The sequence below is a fragment of the Marinobacter alkalisoli genome (genome assembly GCF_045449795.1).
GTDB lineage: Bacteria > Pseudomonadota > Gammaproteobacteria > Pseudomonadales > Oleiphilaceae > Marinobacter.
In genome coordinates this window covers 77,709-93,150 of record NZ_JBJJLB010000002.1, presented here as the reverse complement: position 1 = coordinate 93,150, position 15,442 = coordinate 77,709, and the positions used below count along the sequence as shown (strand labels likewise).

Genomic DNA, 15,442 nt, shown 5'->3' with positions numbered 1-15,442 from the left:
GCTATACTCGTATATCTGCATAATAAACCTATGAATAAAAAACAGTTTTCTATTATTCAATATGTTACCGATGCAGATATCGTTACTGGTAAGGCATTGATTCTAAATAGGGTTCGAAAAAATGGGGAACATCATTCCACCTAAAAAACTATAAAGGATGATAGGTTATGAAATACGACTCGAAAGAATGGCACGAACAAATAGGGTTAGTAATAGACGCAATTGGTTCAAATAAGTTCCCAGACGAGCTAATAAGAGCGATAAAGAAAGTAGTTCCTTACAATCAAATTGTCATAATTTGCTACAAAAACGACGTTGCCCCGGTGTTTTGGCATTCTCAAGTACCAGAAAACAGAAAAGCAGCAGTCATCAATCAATACTTGAATGGATGCTACCTACTTGACCCTTGGTATCATGCATTTTTAAAAGGAATGAATGATGGCCTATTCTTTCTAGAAGATGTTGCACCAGATGACTTTTTTGTAAGTGAGTTTTATCGTGAATATTATCGCGAGATCAAAATTGAGAATGAAGCGGTATTAAATATAAATCTAAGAAGGGATTTACAAATTCAAATATCGATGGGAATAATGGAGAAAGAAATCACCCAAGAAACCAGAAACAACCTATCAATAATATTTCCTTTTATAAAATATTCAGCTATAAAACACTGGGCCCATCATCCTAATTTAGAAGCGCAAGAAAATTCTTCTATAATTCACAGGCACGTTTCATACGTATTCAATAATTTTGGCCAGAATGTTTTGTCAGACCGTGAGAGGGAGGTAGCCCTGCTAATAATACGCGGCTATTCCTTCAAAGCAATCTCTGATGTTCTTGGCCTTGCTTTCGGAACAGTTAAGGTTCACTGCAAGAATATGTACAGAAAACTGGAAATAAACTCACAATCGGAACTTTTTTCTCTATTCATTGATGAAATAAACGCTTCAAGCCCCGAAAACTCTTAATCGCTATGGCTCGCCAGGTTAGCGAAACGCCAGGCGAACCTGACGAGTACGCGTATGAGTTTAAAGAACCGAAAACCCGTATTTCATTCCATATGCAATGAGACTCCGGAATCAAAGCTTGAATCGACCCATTTAGGCGGATTGATTCTTTCAAGTTGTGGTTTGACAATGTCAATCACTGCTTGTTGATGCGGCAATAGATCCTGCTGCCCCCATTGGGCGATTTCCTCGCCAAGTCTATCAACAACGCGACTCTCCAAGCCGCTCAAGGCTTCTATTGTTGCAAGACCACAAAAGGGTACATAACTTTCTGAATATCCACCCTCATGGACAAAGACCATATGTCCTTCACAAAGGTTATCAGCAACCGTAAGAAGCCGATTAGTCATCTCGCGAAAGCATTGGCTGTTGAGAATCATAGGACCCAGTGGGTCGAGTGCTGCGGCATCAAATCCACAAGCCACAACTATCAGCTCTGGTTTAAATTTTTCCAGTGCCGGAATCACAACTTGATCAAGAGTTGCATAGTATGCCCCTATCCCACTTCCAGCCGGCAAAGGAATATTGAGGTTATAGCCTTCTCCTTCTCCTATACCGATCTCATCAACCCCGCCAGAATTTAATGGGAAGTTATTTTCGTGGTGGATTGAGATAGTCAACACATCATCATTATCATAGAACGCGTCTTGCGTCCCATTGCCATGATGGACGTCCCAGTCAATCACAGCAACTCGACGCACTATGTCTTTGGACTGGGCCGCCTTTATTGCAATCGGAATATTCCCTAACAGGCAAAAACCATATCCTTCATTGGCTCTGGCATGGTGCCCAGGAGGCCTGCCTAAAGAGTACGCATTATCGACCAGGCCGGTCATCACTGCCTCAATGGCGTGTATCGCCATGCCTGCTGATTGCCGCGCTATATCAAAGCCACCCGGAGCAAACGGGGCTCCGTCACTTACATCCTCACTGCCCGTCGCATTCAATCGTTGCAAACTTTCAATATACTCAGAGGTATGAAAGCGAATGAGATCTTCAATCTCAGCGGGTTTTGCTTGCAAGGATACCAGCCCATCGCTAACACCACTCACTTCTAGCAGATTTCGGAGCCGCCTCTTTGTTTCTGCATTTTCAAGAGCCTTATCCGGCTGAAAAAATATCCCAGCATCATCATAAATGGAACGATTTCCCGGATCGTGCCACATACAAATTTCGTGATATAAAAATCCGGTTTTCCTTTTCATTTCAGACCCACCCCTATTGGTTATACCCACGCTAATACAACAAAAATCACAGTTGCGATCGTTGCTGCGATCGTGGCATACGGAAGTTGCGTGATTGCATGGCTGTATGGGCTACACCCCACACCTTTTGAGGTAATTACAGTGGCATCACCGAAGAAACAGGCGTGGCTACCAAATACACCAGCAGAGACAAGCGCGCCCATAGTCAAGAGAATATCTGCTTCTATTGCCTGCGCTAACGGGAAAATTATTGGCAGTGCAATCGCGTAAATGCCCCAGAAAGACCCAGTAGCAAAAGTAAGTGCCGAAAGAACAACAAAAGTAATCGCAGGCAGCCACATCCCATTCATGAAGGGGACGACTTGGTCCAGGACAAATGGCGACAACCCGATCTGATCATTCACATGCTGGAGAACAAAAGAGGCAATTACAATACACATCGGCTGGATCATCGAACTGAAACCATCCAAGATCTGATCGACCAAACCTCCAAGCGAGTCAAGCCTTTGAAGCATAAAAAGCGGAACGGTGAAAATGAGAGCAAACACCACACCATTAAGCGTGTTGTAGTCGAAATACCAGGTTCCGAGCATGAATGCTAACAGAGGTAATACGAAGTTTCGGATTTTGGGATTAGCTACTGATCGAACTTGAAGCGATTCGCCTTGGCAAAAAATACCGTTAGCAGCGTCTTCTTCAGCTTTTTTCATAGCACCCAGGGTAGGGATAAATCCCTTGCTGACAATGGGGACCATCAGTACGGCCACCCATGCATAGATCATATAGGGCACAACCTCAATATACCCCTCAAACCCAGAACCCTTCGGGAATACACCATTCGCTTCAAAAAGACCAATAATGAATATTGCCCAAGTTGATATAGGAACAAGAACACACATGGGCGCTGCAGTTGAGTCGACTACATAAGCAAGCATCTGACGTGATATTTTGAACTTATCGCTCAGCTTTTTCATCGAAGTACTAACAGCCAAGGCATTCAGATAATCATCAACAAATATTACAACACCCATTGCCCAACTAGCGAGCAACGTGTGCGAGCGACTCTTAGTAAAACCGCTCACCCAGTCACTAAATGCCTGAGTTCCACCCGAGTAATTGAGGAGAGCTATCAGGCCACCCACCAAAAATGTAATGGTAATAACCCATGCAGTAATGCCATCGCTCAAAACAGCAATATTCGTGTCAATCAGACTTTGAAAAACTGCCGAGGGGTCAATGAGAATAAATCCGGTTACACTTCCTAACAGTAATGACTCAATGGAACGGTGCGTGAGAAGAGCACAACACAAAACGGTTACGACAGGCAGCAATACAAACCACCCATAGTTCCCATCAATTACAACGCTGTTTCCGTAAAACGCAACCCCGACTGCAAAAATGGCAGCCAGCAACTTTAAAATAATGTTAAAGTTGAAATGCGTGCTTGAATGAGCTATTTCAGTACTATTCATATGCATCACTTTATTGTTCTAAATCAAAATAGGCACCGGGATTAAAAGACAAAAATCCGATGTACCAGGCCTTTTTAAAATCTTCCAGCGCCCGTTAGAAGTATTTGGAAACGGACAGGAGCAGAGTATCTTGATTTGCCAAATGACCACTACTTACTTCGTAATTGCCATCAATAGTTGTATCCAGATATGCGATCTCGACATCGACTCCACCAATATTTTTAAGAAATCCTAAAGAGTAATCAGCATATTCGTCGAGACTTAGCGTCATTGGATCATCATACACTTCACCAAATGATGCTCCTGCATGAATCTTAAACACTACATTGCGAGGAAGATCTGCAGTGTAATTAATTTCAACATATTGGTTATTGTTTTCGAGATTCAGATAACTGTCAGCATACCAATACGCTAGACGAAATCCTTCATAATTTAAGCCTAGACCAATCTCTGCAAAATTCTGGTCGATATCATCTCCCGGATACTGGTAGTAGTATAGCGTTGCGTCATAAGTTAATTTTTCTCCTACCCCTCCGGTATATCCTGCCCAAACATCGAACTCGACACTGGCGCCATCATCGAATGCGCTGTTGGTAGGAAAAAAATCTACATTACTAGCCCAGGTTCCAATATAGGCTCCGCTCTCATGGAACCAATCAAAGCCACCTTGAACCGCCACTTGTTCGTTGCTTTGGGAAATCCCCCGATAGCGATAATCAGTAGCTAAAGTCACGTTAGCACTAATGTCTGCATGGACGGCCTCAGAGAACACGAAGGTGCAGAGAAGGGAAAAAGCGAAAATGTTGGCGTTCTTCATAGTAATCTCTTCTTGTTTGGGTTGTCGTGCAAATTTCATATTTAGCGTTACATGGCAAACGGAAATAGGCGATACCCTCATTTCATTAGCGGGAGGGACCGGTATGGCAGGAGTGGTTTCTGAATCTGCAAAACCCAATGTTCAATCAGACCGTCAAGCCGAATCGAAGAACCCTTTCGGATGTGGCAACTGGTTAATCGGCGCCAAGATTACGATGTACGCGCTGGATACGGTTGATGCCAAAGGCGGCTGGCGGCATTTGTGGATTCGGCTGGTTGAGAAGATGGGTTTCCGATCACGCAAAAGGAATTGGGCTGACTCCGCGACCCTTTTGCTCCAGAGCAACAGAGCAAGCCATAAAAAAGGCCGGCGTGATCGTTCTGCAATGGGATAGCAGAACCACCAGGCCGGCCGGAACAGGCAGCTGTGCTGCCCTTCAGCGCTTAGAAACTTCTGGAAACTGTCAACAGAACCGTTTGGTCGTTGCGGAACGGGCCAGTATCGATTTCCTGATCGCTGTCCAGATCGTTAAACAGGTAGGCGAGTGACAGGTCGAGACCAGCGAGGCTGGTGGAGGCGCCAACCGAGAAATCGCTGTAGTCACCGATATCAATCTCGTCCCAATAATCGCCAAAGCTATGACCGGCGTGGAGGTCCAGAGACACCTGGTCGGTCACGGCGTAGCTGTAGTCCAGCGCGACGTAGTGTGCCTCCTCACTCAGATTGACATAGTCGTTGGCGAAGGCGTACTCCAGTTTCAGGTCACCGTAATAGAAGTTCAGGTCTACTTCTGCGTAGTCTGCGTCGGCTGCGTCATAACCCGGGTAGGTGTAATAATACAGGGTCGCATCCCAACTCATCTTGTCATTGATTTCGGCCCAGTAGCCGGCGTACCAGTCGATTTCCAGATTAGCGTCGTCGCCAAAATCGACGTTGCTACCCCAGATGCCGGCATAGAGACCGTTATCGAGGGCCACGTCGATGCTGCCCTGCACCGCTGCGTCACCGGCCGTTTGCGAGATACCGCGGAAACGGTAGTCATTGGTGAAGCTGACAGTGCTCGAAAGCTCGGCTGCCGTGACGGCAGAGGAAAGTAACAGGCACGCCGGTGCCATCCACAATGATTTCATAGGATTCTCCTAGGTGTTGTTTTTAGGTTTGGGGGAGTAAAACCGGGGGCATTGCCCCCCGGGGTTAGGATTAAGAGCAGGGTTATTCCAGGATTTCTTTGCTACGGTGCTGGCGACGCATCTGGAACACCGCGGCAATCACCCCGACCGCCACGGTCAGAATCATCAGCGTGGCCAGGGCGTTCACCTCCGGACTGACGCCCAGGCGGACCTTCGAGAAGATCACCATCGGTAGCGTGCTATCGCCCGGGCCGGAGACAAAGCTGGCGATGACCAGGTCATCCAGTGACAGGGTGAAGGAAAGCAACCAGCCCGAGACGAGAGCCGGCGCGATCAACGGCAGGGTCACCAGGAAGAACAGCGAGGCAGGCCTGGCGCCCAGGTCCATGGCCGCTTCTTCCAGGGTCTCGTCCAGTGATACCAGACGCGACTGCACAACCACGGCCACGTAGGCCAGGCAGAAGGTGGTATGGGCGATGATCACGGTGCCGGTGCCGCGCCCGGAGGGCCAACCGAACATCCCCTCCATGGCCACAAACAGCAGCAACAGGGACAGCCCGGTGATCACTTCCGGCATAACCAAAGGCGCGGTCGTCCAGCCCGACAGAATCATCTTGCCGCGGAAGCGACCGAACCGGGTCAGTACGAAACCGGCCAGCGTACCCAGTACGACCGCCAGCGTGGCGCTGATGACGGCGATCTTCACGCTCACCAGCGCGGCGTCAATAATCTGGTCGTTTTTAAACAGCTCGGCATACCATTTCAATGACCAACCACCCCATACCGTCACCAGCTTGGACTTATTGAAGCTGTAGATGATCAGGGCAATGATCGGCGCATACAGGAACACAAAACCCAGGCCGGCGGACACATTCAGGAAGGTTGAACGACGTTTCATCAGGCGGCCTCCCCCTGTTTTTCGGCGTTGTTACGGATCAGCATGATCGGCAACACCAGCACGATCAGCATCACCGTCGCGACTGCCGAAGCCATGGGCCAGTCCCGGCTGAGGAAAAACTCGTCCCACAATACCCGACCGATCATCAGCGTATCGGAGCCGCCCAGCAGCGCCGGAATGACGAACTCGCCCACCGCCGGAATAAACACCAGCAAGCAGCCGGCAACGACACCGGGCAATGACAGCGGCAGGGTGATAAGGAAGAAGGTTTGCGCGGGCTTGCAGCCCAGGTCTTCCGCTGCCTCAAGCAGGACCCCGTCGAGCTTTTCGAGCGCCGTATAGAGCGGCAACACCATAAACGGCAGGTACGTGTAAACGATGCCGATGTAAACGGCGATATCGGTCTGCAATATCGTCAGCGGAGTGTCGATCAGGCCGATGCTCATCAGAAAGTCATTGACGATGCCGTTCTTCTGCAAGATCCCCATCCAGGCGTAAACCCGGAGCAGAAACGACGTCCAGAACGGCAGGATCACCAGCGACAGTAGCAACGTCCGGGTTGTGCCGTGGCTGCGGGCAATCAGATAGGCCATCGGAAAGCCGATCAACAGGGTGAAGAAGGTGGAGATGGCGGCGATTTTGGCCGAATTGAGGTAAGCCGCCAGGTAGAAATCATCCTCGAACAGGTAGCGGTAATTGTCGAGGTTGATGCTGATCTCTAGCAACGCCTCTTCCAGATCGAGTTCGAACAGCGACGTGTAGGGCGGAATCGCGATCGCCGTCTCGGCAAGCGAGATTTTGAATACGACCAGAAACGGGATAAAGAAAAACACCGCCAGCCACAGACCCGGAATCGAAATGACCGCATAGCGGCCAAACTTGATCTGCCCGAGGCGCTCGAGAATCCGAGCCCTCAGTGAAAGCCCTGTGAGCCGGACTGATTCAGCAATAGTACTCATGACGTCAACACCACGCTGCTGTCTTCGTCCCAGGACAAGTAAACGAGATCATCCCAGGTGAATCTCTCGGCTGCGGCGCGCATCAGATTCGGCTTGGTCACTCTCACTTCAAAACCGTTATCGAGCCTGACCCGAAATAACGACAGGCTGCCCATATAGGCGACGTCTTCAATATTGCCGCGTACACAGTTGTCGCGCTGTTCGGGGTCCTCGTGGCTGATATTTATTTTCTCAGGGCGTACCGCAACACTGACCCCCTGGTTAGCGGCACAGTTGATGCCGTGGTTGTTGGAAAGCGTGGTGCCGGCGTCCCGTGAATCGATCCGGACAGAGCCCGGCGTCTTCTCAACAACTTTACCCTCGAACAGATTCACCGAACCGACAAACTCGGCCACAAAACGACTGTTCGGATATTCGTAGACTTCATGGGGTTCGGCGGTCTGGATAATCTGGCCCTGATTCATCACCCCAATCCGGGTGGCGAGGGTCATCGCCTCTTCCTGGTCATGGGTCACCACCACAAACGTCACACCCAACTCATACTGGAGGTTGATCAGCTCAAACTGGGTTTCTTCACGCAGTTTTTTATCGAGTGCGCCCAGCGGTTCATCCAGCAGCAGCAGTTTGGGCCGCTTGATCAGCGACCGCGCCAACGCAATCCGCTGGCGCTGCCCACCCGACAACTGGTTCGGCTTGCGCTTGCCCAGATGGCCCATCTGCACCATATCCAGCATCTGCGCCACGCGCTGTTTGGTTTCTGAGCGGCTGACGCCCTCGCGACGTAAACCGAACGCGACATTTTCGGTGACGGTCAGATGCGGAAACAAGGCATAGGACTGAAACATCATGTTGACCGGCCGTTTCCACGGCTGAATGCCCGAAGTATCGACACCATCGATCAGGATGCGTCCGCTGGTGGCCGTCTCAAATCCGGCCAACATCCGGAGCAGCGTACTCTTGCCGGAACCGGAGCCGCCCAGCAGGCAGAAAAGCTCGTTTTTGTAGATGTTCAGCGAGATGTTGTCGACTGCCGTAAAATCGCCAAACTTTTTGGTGACGTTTTCGATCTTCACAAAAGGCTCGGCACCTTCCTGGCGCCACAGTGGCACTGAAGCGCCACTGTCAGCGCAAGCTTCCGCCTGCTCCGGTTCAATTGCCGTATATAAACTCATGCTCTTTCCCCTGGAAGTTATTCCGCTGGTGACGAAACCAGCGGCTTGCGCGCTGGCTCGCCGCCGGAATGACAGTGTTCACCGTCCGGTTTTGGTATTGGACCAGGAGCGGTTCAGGATACGGTCGAACTTCGGTGTATGCGCATTCTGCGTAAACAGCTTGGCCTTGACGTCTTCCGAAGGGTAAATGCCCGGGTTGCTGCTGACCTCTTCATCGAGCAGCGGCATAGCGGCGACATTGGGTACCGCGTAGTAGACGTAGTTGGAGATACCGGCCGCCGTGTCGCCTTGCAGCACAAAATCGATGAACTTATGGGCGGCATCCGGGTGCGGGGCATCGGCAGGGATGGCCATCACGTCGAACCAGACCAGGGTTCCTTCGGAGGGAATGGAGTAACCCACATTCACGCCCTGACCCGCTTCTTCAGCACGCCCTTGTGCCTGCAGTACGTCACCGTTGTAGCCCACGGCAAGACAGATTTCGCCGTTGGCCAGGTCGGAGATGTATTTGCTGGAACTGAAGTATTTAATGTGGGGGCGCACGCTCTGCAGCATCGCCTCGGCTTTCTTCAGGTCGCTTTTTTTCTCACTGTTGGGATCAAGCCCCAGGTAGTTCAGCGCCATGGAGACAACTTCGGCAGGGGAATCCAGCATGGCGATGCCACAATCAGCCAGTTTGGCCGCGACATCCGGGTTAAACACCAGATCGAGGCTGTCGACAGGGGTGTCGCCCAGACGCTCTCTGACCTGATCGACGTTGTAGCCAAGACCGATCGTGCCCCAGGCGTAAGGCACGCTATGCTTGTTGCCCGCGTCGTAACGGGCCACCTTTTCCAACATCACCTGATCCAGATTGTCGTAGTTGGAGAGCCGGGACTGATCAACTTCCAGATAGATATCGGCCTGGACGTGCCGCTCCAGGAACGCGCCGGCCGGCACCACCACGTCATAGCCCGTGCCGCCTGACATCAGCTTGGCCTCAAGCACCTCGTTGGAATCGTAGACGTCGTAGTTGACTTCGATGCCGGTCTTTTCGGAGAACGCTTCAATCGCCTCTGGCGCAATATAATCCGACCAGTTGTAGATATTCAGGACCTTGCTTTCGTCGGCCAAAGCCGCACCGGATGTGACACTGACAGAAAGCGCCAGGGCGGCGCCAAGTCGGTTTTTTGTTATAGGCATAATTCTCTCCTGTCGGGTTGTGCGATTCCCTCACGGATGGGGAACGCTTTTAATCATTAGCATGGCTATCTTGACTCCCCACATACCCTTTTAAGGGTAGTGGGCAGGGAAACCAGCCCCTACCCTCAAGAGGGTATGGCGCGCCCGACAGCGCAATGAGTAGCCTGTACCGCTACCAGATTCCTAGCGGAGAGCGACAACATGGAACAACTAAAAGATTGGCAGCAGCTGAGCCAGCGCGCCCGGCTTCACGGTGATTGCTATATCGACGGCCACTTCCGGCCCGCCGAGAGCGGCGAACGTTTCCCTTCGATCAACCCGGCCACGGAACAATGCCTGGTTGAGGTTGCCAGCGGCGACCGTGCCGATATCGACCGTGCCGTCCAATCCGCGCTGGCCGCCTACCAGGCCGGCAGCTGGTCCGAGGCCGCACCGGCCCAGCGCAAGCAGGTTATGCTTCGGCTCGCTGACCTGGTCGAGCAACACGGCAACGAACTGGCTCTGCTGGACAGTCTGGACATGGGCAAGTCGATCCACGAAATGGTCAACGTCGACCTGGCGGAAGCGATCGACTGCATTCGCTGGACCGCCGAATGTATCGACAAGGTCTATGGTGAAATCGCTCCGACGGGCAAGGAAACACTGGGTCTGATCAGCCACGAGCCCGTTGGGGTCGTCGGCGCCATTACACCGTGGAACTTCCCCCTGTTGATGGCCGTGTGGAAGCTCGCGCCAGCGCTCGCCGCCGGCAACTCCCTGGTGCTCAAGCCGTCCGAGAAGAGCTCGCTCAGCATCCTGCGCCTTGCAGAGCTGGCCACGGAAGCCGGCCTCCCTGACGGTGTGTTCAACGTCGTGACCGGGTATGGCCACACGGCAGGAAAAGCTCTGGCCATGCACCACGACGTCAGCGTACTGGCGTTCACCGGTTCGACCCGCGTCGGTGGCATGCTGATGGAGTATGCCGGCCAGTCCAATATGAAACGCGTGTGGATTGAGGCCGGGGGCAAGTCGCCGATGGTGGTTTTCGACGACTGTCAGGATATCGAGTCTGCGGCAGAAGCCGCCGCTGCGGCCATTTTCTCGAACCAGGGGGAAGTCTGTATCGCCTGCTCGCGCCTGTACCTGCAAAACGGTATCAAGGCACGGTTCCTTGACGCCCTGGTCGAAGCCACTGCAGCCTACCGGGTTGGTGATCCGCTAGACCCGGATACCCGCATGGGACCGCTGGTGGACAAGGCGCAACTCGACACCGTCAGCCGCTACATCCAATCCGCCATCGATGAAGGTGGCCGGGTACTCTGCGGCGGCCTACCTGAGTATGTCGAGGGCAAGGGCTTCTACGCCAGGCCGACCATCATCGTCGACGCCCATAACCAGATGACGTTCGTCCGCGAGGAGATCTTCGGCCCGGTACTGGCAGTGTCCGGGTTTGAACAGGAGGACGAAGCGATCCACCTCGCCAATGATACGCCCTACGGCCTCGCCGCATCGATCTGGACCGATAACCTTTCACGCGCACACCGGGTCAGCCGCAAGATCAAGAGTGGCATGGTCTGGGTCAACGGCTGGGGCGAAGGCGACTGCACGATGCCGTTCGGCGGCGTCAAGGCCTCGGGTAACGGCCGGGATAAATCGCTGCACTCGCTGGAGAAGTACACCGACATCAAGAGTGTCTGGATCAGCCTCTGATCGGATACCCGGTCATCACTCAACCGTGCAGTTCGCGCAGGATCTCGATGAAGAGTTCGCGGGCGCGGCTGCTCTTGCGGTGGCTGCGGGTAACCGCAGCCAGCCCCAGCTCGTAGCCCTTTTGCTTGGGCAGGAGCCGACGTAACTGTCCGGCATCTACATAGGGCTGCACGTACTTGTCCGGCATAAAACCGATATAGGCGCCAGACAGGATCATCGCCAGGCGGGCTTCGTAAAAATACGCGATGGCCGACTTGTTCATGTCCGCCAGTTGCTCCCCCACCTCCGCACTCGTCTGTACGCCGGCATGGACCACCTTGGAAGCCAGTACCTGTTGCTCGAATGATTCGTCCTCGACGGCATCGAACAGCGGGTGGTTGTGACTGCAGTACAGATGGCACCGGTCATAGTAGAGCGGGCTGTAATCCATGCCCTCAAACTGACGGTGAAAGGGGACAAAGCCGATATCGGCTTCGTCGTTGAGTATCATCCGCTCGATTTCCGTCAACGCCCGCACATCCAGCAACACGTTGACCTCCGGAGCCTCCTGCGAAAACTTCGCGATCGCTTCGGCAAGTTTGGCCTCGGTATCGAGACAGACAGTATCACTGGCAATAATCTTCAACTCACCGGTCAACGCGACGTGCAGGGCATCGATGCCGGCACGGAAGGTTTCGAGTGACGAAAACAGCTCCTTCATCAGCTCGTAGACCTCGATGCCCTCTTCGGTCAGGGCGAAACCGGCGCGCCCGCGTCGGCAGAGCTTCAGGTTCAGCCGTTGCTCAAGGTTGGCGATATGAATGCTGATCGTTGAACGGCCGATATTGAGCTCGGTCTCAGCCGCCGCAAAGCCGCCGCACTCCACCACCGACTTGAACACCCGCAACAGGCGGATCTCATAGTCCGCCACCTGCCCCAGCTTGACGCCCAACGTCTTCTTCAATTGTTTTACCCCAATCAACGTTTACAAATAAAGATGAACATTTATCACACTATAGTAGTCGCCCTATGATTGCTAACCAATAGCCCATTCCGGCAATGACACAGCAATGGAAACACAACGGGGGACCGCCATGAGTCTGACAATCAACAACGCCGCGCTGTTTCAGCAGCATGCCTTTATCAACGGCCAGTGGTGTGACGCTGAGACGGGCGACCGTTTCGACGTTACCAACCCAAGCACCCTGGAAAAAATCGCCGACGTGCCCAACCTGGGAGTGGCGGAAACCACGGCCGCGATCGATGCCGCCGACCAGGCACTGCCAGCCTGGCGGGCACTGACCGCCAAGGAGCGCAGCGCCCGCCTGCGTGCCTGGTACGAGCTGATTATGGCCAATCAGGAAGACCTGGCCAAACTGATGACCAGTGAGCAGGGTAAGCCGCTCGCCGAAGCCCGCGGTGAAGTGGCTTATGGCGCCTCGTTTATCGAATGGTTCGCCGAAGAAGCCAAGCGGGTATACGGCGACGTGATCCCGGCCCATGGCCCCGACAAACGCATTGTCACGCTCAAACAGCCTATTGGCGTGGTCGCGGCGATCACCCCGTGGAATTTCCCGATCGCAATGATCACCCGCAAGGCAGGCCCGGCACTGGCTGCCGGCTGCACCGTCGTGGTCAAGCCCGGCGAGCACACGCCCCTTTCGGCGTTGGCGCTGGCCGAACTAAGCCGCCAGGCCGGCATCCCGGCTGGTGTGTTTAACGTCGTCACTACGCTGAAGTCTCCTGTCGTCGGGAAAGTCCTGTGCAACGATTCCCGCGTGCGCAAGCTTTCATTCACCGGATCGACCCCCGTCGGCAAACTGCTGATGCGTCAGTGCGCCGAGACCGTCAAAAAAGTCTCCCTGGAGCTGGGCGGCAACGCACCCTTTATCGTGTTCGACGATGCCGATCTGGACGCCGCGGTTGCCGGCGTCATGGCCTCCAAGTTCCGCAATGCCGGTCAGACCTGCGTGTGCACCAATCGCATCCTGGTGCAGGACGGCGTCCACGACCGCTTTGTCGAAAAACTCAACCAGGCGGTGGCAAAGCTCACGCTGGGCGACGGTTTCGGTGAAGGTGTCACCACCGGTCCGCTGATCAATGCAAGCGCGGTCGCCAAGGTCGAGCGGCTGGTAGGCGATGCGCTCGCCGCCGGCGCCGAATTGAACCAGCCAAGCGGCAAGGGCGAACTGAACGACAACTTCTACGCCCCGGCCGTGCTGACCGGCGTGACCACCGACATGGTGATCGCCAACGAAGAGATTTTCGGCCCTGTCGCGACGGTATTCCGATTCAGCGACGAAAACGAAGCGGTCCGTATCGCCAACGACACCCCGTTTGGCCTGGCAGCCTACTTCTACGCCCGCGACATAGGCCGCGTATGGCGGGTCGCCGAGGCCCTGGAGTACGGCATGGTCGGCATTAACGAAGGGCTGATCTCGACCGAAGTCGCTCCGTTTGGCGGTATCAAGGAGTCCGGCATCGGCCGCGAAGGCTCCCGCTACGGCATCGAAGACTTTGTCGAGATCAAGTACCTGTGCATGGGCGGCATTTGATCCGCTCGTCGCCCGAGTTCTTCACTAAATAACGAACAACTGAGGTTAGCTCCATGAACAATGCATCTCTGCAACAGCGCAAGGACAACGCATTCGCCCGCGGTCAGGGTACCCTGACCCATGCTTACATCGAGAAAGCCCGTAACGCCGAGTTGTGGGACGTGGAAGGTAAACGTTACATCGACCTGGGCAGCGGTATCGCCGTGGTCAACACCGGCCATAACCATCCCAAAGTTCAGGCGGCTGTTCAGGCCCAACTGGAAAAGTTCAGCCACACCTGCGTTATGGTGACCCCGTACGAGTCTGCCGTTGAACTGGCCGAAAAGCTGAACGACGCCGCTCCGGGCGACACCCCGAAAAAGACCGTCTTTGTCACCACAGGCGCGGAAGCGGTCGAAAACTGCGTCAAGATTGCCCGTGCCCATACCGGTCGCAGCGGCGTCATTGCGTTCCAGGGCGGCTTCCATGGTCGCACCAATCTGACCATGGGACTGACCGGCAAGATCGCACCCTACAAGGCCGGTTTCGGACCGTTCCCGGGTGAGATCTACCACGCCCCTTACCCTAACGAGTACCACGGGGTCTCCACAGAGGATTCACTGGCCGCGCTGAACATGCTGTTCACCTGCGATATCGAACCCAGCCGTGTCGCTGCCATCATCATCGAGCCCGTTCAGGGCGAGGGTGGCTTCTACCCGGCCCCGCCCGCGTTCATGCAGGCGCTGCGCAAGCTGTGCGATCAGCACGGCATCCTGCTGATCGCCGACGAGATCCAGACCGGCTTCGCGCGCACCGGTAAGATGTTCGCCAGCGAATACGCCGGTATCGAACCCGACCTGATGACCATGGCCAAAGGGATTGCCGGAGGTTTCCCGATCGCCGCGGTGGTCGGCAAGGCCGAGGTTATGGACTCACCGCTACCCGGCGGCCTGGGCGGCACCTACGGCGGCTCACCCATCGGCTGCGCGGCGGCCCTGGCCGTTCTCGACGTGATCAAGGAAGAGCAACTGTGCGAGCGTGCCGTCCACGTGGGTGACCGTATCGTCGAGCGCCTGCACGGTCTGCAGACCAAATACCCGCAGACGATTGGCAACATCCGCAACCTCGGCGCGATGATCGCCATGGAGCTGGTCAGCGACGGGGACGTCAATCAGCCCAATGCGGAGCTGACCAAGGCGCTGGTCGGTGAGGCCGCCAGGCAGGGACTGGTTCTGCTGTCCTGTGGTATCCGTGGCAATGTCATCCGATTCCTGCCGGCACTGACCATTACCGATGCGCTGATCAGCGAAAGCATGGACCTGCTGGAGCAGACGTTCGACGCCCTGATGTAGGCCCGAACGCTCAACACTCTCTGAAATCAGGAGCCGCGCCGCGGCT

General features: G+C 54.2%; 14 protein-coding genes. 5 read left to right on the top strand and 9 right to left on the bottom strand.

The features are described 5' to 3' along the window. The first annotated feature begins 167 nt into the window (after positions 1–167). On the top strand, positions 168–968 hold the full coding sequence (locus tag ACJO3M_RS00440; protein ID WP_406998713.1) for a helix-turn-helix transcriptional regulator: 801 nt from the start codon (positions 168–170) through the stop codon (positions 966–968). A gap of 83 nt (positions 969–1,051) precedes the next feature. Here ACJO3M_RS00440 and ACJO3M_RS00435 read toward each other — a convergent pair whose 3' ends face one another. The 3 genes from ACJO3M_RS00435 to ACJO3M_RS00425 all read right to left on the bottom strand — a co-directional run bounded on the left by ACJO3M_RS00435 (position 1,052) and on the right by ACJO3M_RS00425 (position 4,501). Beyond that, entirely contained in the window at positions 1,052–2,212 is a 1,161-nt protein-coding gene (locus tag ACJO3M_RS00435) for a histone deacetylase-like amidohydrolase (protein ID WP_406998711.1), read from the bottom strand. A gap of 20 nt (positions 2,213–2,232) precedes the next feature. Next, on the bottom strand, positions 2,233–3,684 hold the full coding sequence (locus ACJO3M_RS00430) for a Na+/H+ antiporter NhaC family protein (protein ID WP_406998709.1): 1,452 nt from the start codon (positions 3,682–3,684) through the stop codon (positions 2,233–2,235). A gap of 94 nt (positions 3,685–3,778) precedes the next feature. Next, positions 3,779–4,501 carry a TorF family putative porin gene (locus ACJO3M_RS00425; protein WP_406998707.1) on the bottom strand — a complete coding sequence of 241 codons (723 nt, stop codon included), beginning with the start codon at positions 4,499–4,501 and terminating at the stop codon, positions 3,779–3,781. Positions 4,502–4,604: 103 nt separating this feature from the next. Between ACJO3M_RS00425 and ACJO3M_RS00420 the strand changes: the two genes are divergently transcribed. After that, positions 4,605–4,895, top strand: coding sequence for a hypothetical protein (locus tag ACJO3M_RS00420; protein ID WP_406998705.1), 291 nt, complete (start codon positions 4,605–4,607; stop codon positions 4,893–4,895). A 49-nt stretch (positions 4,896–4,944) separates the two neighbouring features. Here ACJO3M_RS00420 and ACJO3M_RS00415 read toward each other — a convergent pair whose 3' ends face one another. The 5 genes from ACJO3M_RS00415 to ACJO3M_RS00395 form a co-directional block, all read right to left on the bottom strand. Beyond that, entirely contained in the window at positions 4,945–5,631 is a 687-nt protein-coding gene (locus tag ACJO3M_RS00415) for a TorF family putative porin (RefSeq protein ID WP_406998703.1), read from the bottom strand. 82 nt (positions 5,632–5,713) lie between these two features. Beyond that, the gene (locus ACJO3M_RS00410; RefSeq protein ID WP_406998701.1) at positions 5,714–6,529 is read right to left on the bottom strand and encodes an ABC transporter permease subunit; all 816 of its coding nucleotides are present in this window, start codon (positions 6,527–6,529) and stop codon (positions 5,714–5,716) included. After that, on the bottom strand, positions 6,529–7,488 hold the full coding sequence (locus ACJO3M_RS00405; protein WP_406998699.1) for an ABC transporter permease subunit: 960 nt from the start codon (positions 7,486–7,488) through the stop codon (positions 6,529–6,531). The genes ACJO3M_RS00410 and ACJO3M_RS00405 overlap by 1 nt, the downstream gene beginning before the upstream one ends. Continuing rightward, on the bottom strand, positions 7,485–8,660 hold the full coding sequence (locus tag ACJO3M_RS00400) for an ABC transporter ATP-binding protein (RefSeq protein WP_406998697.1): 1,176 nt from the start codon (positions 8,658–8,660) through the stop codon (positions 7,485–7,487). Before ACJO3M_RS00400 ends, ACJO3M_RS00405 begins: the two co-directional genes overlap by 4 nt. A 78-nt stretch (positions 8,661–8,738) precedes the next feature. After that, a complete protein-coding gene (locus ACJO3M_RS00395) occupies positions 8,739–9,845 on the bottom strand; it encodes a polyamine ABC transporter substrate-binding protein (protein ID WP_406998863.1) in 1,107 nt (368 codons plus the stop codon). Between the two features lie 198 nt (positions 9,846–10,043). On the opposite strand from ACJO3M_RS00395, the gene ACJO3M_RS00390 reads away from it, so the two are divergent. Further along, positions 10,044–11,531 carry an aldehyde dehydrogenase gene (locus ACJO3M_RS00390; protein WP_406998695.1) on the top strand — a complete coding sequence of 496 codons (1,488 nt, stop codon included), beginning with the start codon at positions 10,044–10,046 and terminating at the stop codon, positions 11,529–11,531. Between the two features lie 19 nt (positions 11,532–11,550). Here the strand turns inward: ACJO3M_RS00390 and ACJO3M_RS00385 are convergent, their stop codons facing one another. Next, positions 11,551–12,474: a LysR family transcriptional regulator gene (locus ACJO3M_RS00385; RefSeq protein WP_406998693.1), complete on the bottom strand. Its 924-nt coding sequence runs from the start codon at positions 12,472–12,474 to the stop codon at positions 11,551–11,553. A gap of 130 nt (positions 12,475–12,604) precedes the next feature. Between ACJO3M_RS00385 and ACJO3M_RS00380 the strand changes: the two genes are divergently transcribed. Together ACJO3M_RS00380 and gabT are read left to right on the top strand one after the other, a co-directional pair. After that, on the top strand, positions 12,605–14,065 hold the full coding sequence (locus ACJO3M_RS00380) for an NAD-dependent succinate-semialdehyde dehydrogenase (protein ID WP_406998691.1): 1,461 nt from the start codon (positions 12,605–12,607) through the stop codon (positions 14,063–14,065). Between the two features lie 53 nt (positions 14,066–14,118). Further along, positions 14,119–15,396 carry a 4-aminobutyrate--2-oxoglutarate transaminase gene (gene gabT / locus ACJO3M_RS00375; RefSeq protein WP_406998689.1) on the top strand — a complete coding sequence of 426 codons (1,278 nt, stop codon included), beginning with the start codon at positions 14,119–14,121 and terminating at the stop codon, positions 15,394–15,396. Positions 15,397–15,442: the final 46 nt, after the last annotated feature.

Excerpts from the sequence above, each read along its gene's own strand:
- ACJO3M_RS00440 (WP_406998713.1), top strand. The coding sequence starts at position 168 with ATGAAATACGACTCGAAAGAATGGCACGAACAAATAGGGTTAGTAATA.
- ACJO3M_RS00435 (WP_406998711.1), bottom strand. The coding sequence starts at position 2,212 with ATGAAAAGGAAAACCGGATTTTTATATCACGAAATTTGTATGTGGCAC.
- ACJO3M_RS00430 (WP_406998709.1), bottom strand. The coding sequence starts at position 3,684 with ATGAATAGTACTGAAATAGCTCATTCAAGCACGCATTTCAACTTTAAC.
- ACJO3M_RS00425 (WP_406998707.1), bottom strand. The coding sequence starts at position 4,501 with ATGAAGAACGCCAACATTTTCGCTTTTTCCCTTCTCTGCACCTTCGTG.
- ACJO3M_RS00420 (WP_406998705.1), top strand. The coding sequence starts at position 4,605 with ATGGCAGGAGTGGTTTCTGAATCTGCAAAACCCAATGTTCAATCAGAC.
- ACJO3M_RS00415 (WP_406998703.1), bottom strand. The coding sequence starts at position 5,631 with ATGAAATCATTGTGGATGGCACCGGCGTGCCTGTTACTTTCCTCTGCC.
- ACJO3M_RS00410 (WP_406998701.1), bottom strand. The coding sequence starts at position 6,529 with ATGAAACGTCGTTCAACCTTCCTGAATGTGTCCGCCGGCCTGGGTTTT.
- ACJO3M_RS00405 (WP_406998699.1), bottom strand. The coding sequence starts at position 7,488 with ATGAGTACTATTGCTGAATCAGTCCGGCTCACAGGGCTTTCACTGAGG.
- ACJO3M_RS00400 (WP_406998697.1), bottom strand. The coding sequence starts at position 8,660 with ATGAGTTTATATACGGCAATTGAACCGGAGCAGGCGGAAGCTTGCGCT.
- ACJO3M_RS00390 (WP_406998695.1), top strand. The coding sequence starts at position 10,044 with ATGGAACAACTAAAAGATTGGCAGCAGCTGAGCCAGCGCGCCCGGCTT.
- ACJO3M_RS00380 (WP_406998691.1), top strand. The coding sequence starts at position 12,605 with ATGAGTCTGACAATCAACAACGCCGCGCTGTTTCAGCAGCATGCCTTT.
- gabT (WP_406998689.1), top strand. The coding sequence starts at position 14,119 with ATGAACAATGCATCTCTGCAACAGCGCAAGGACAACGCATTCGCCCGC.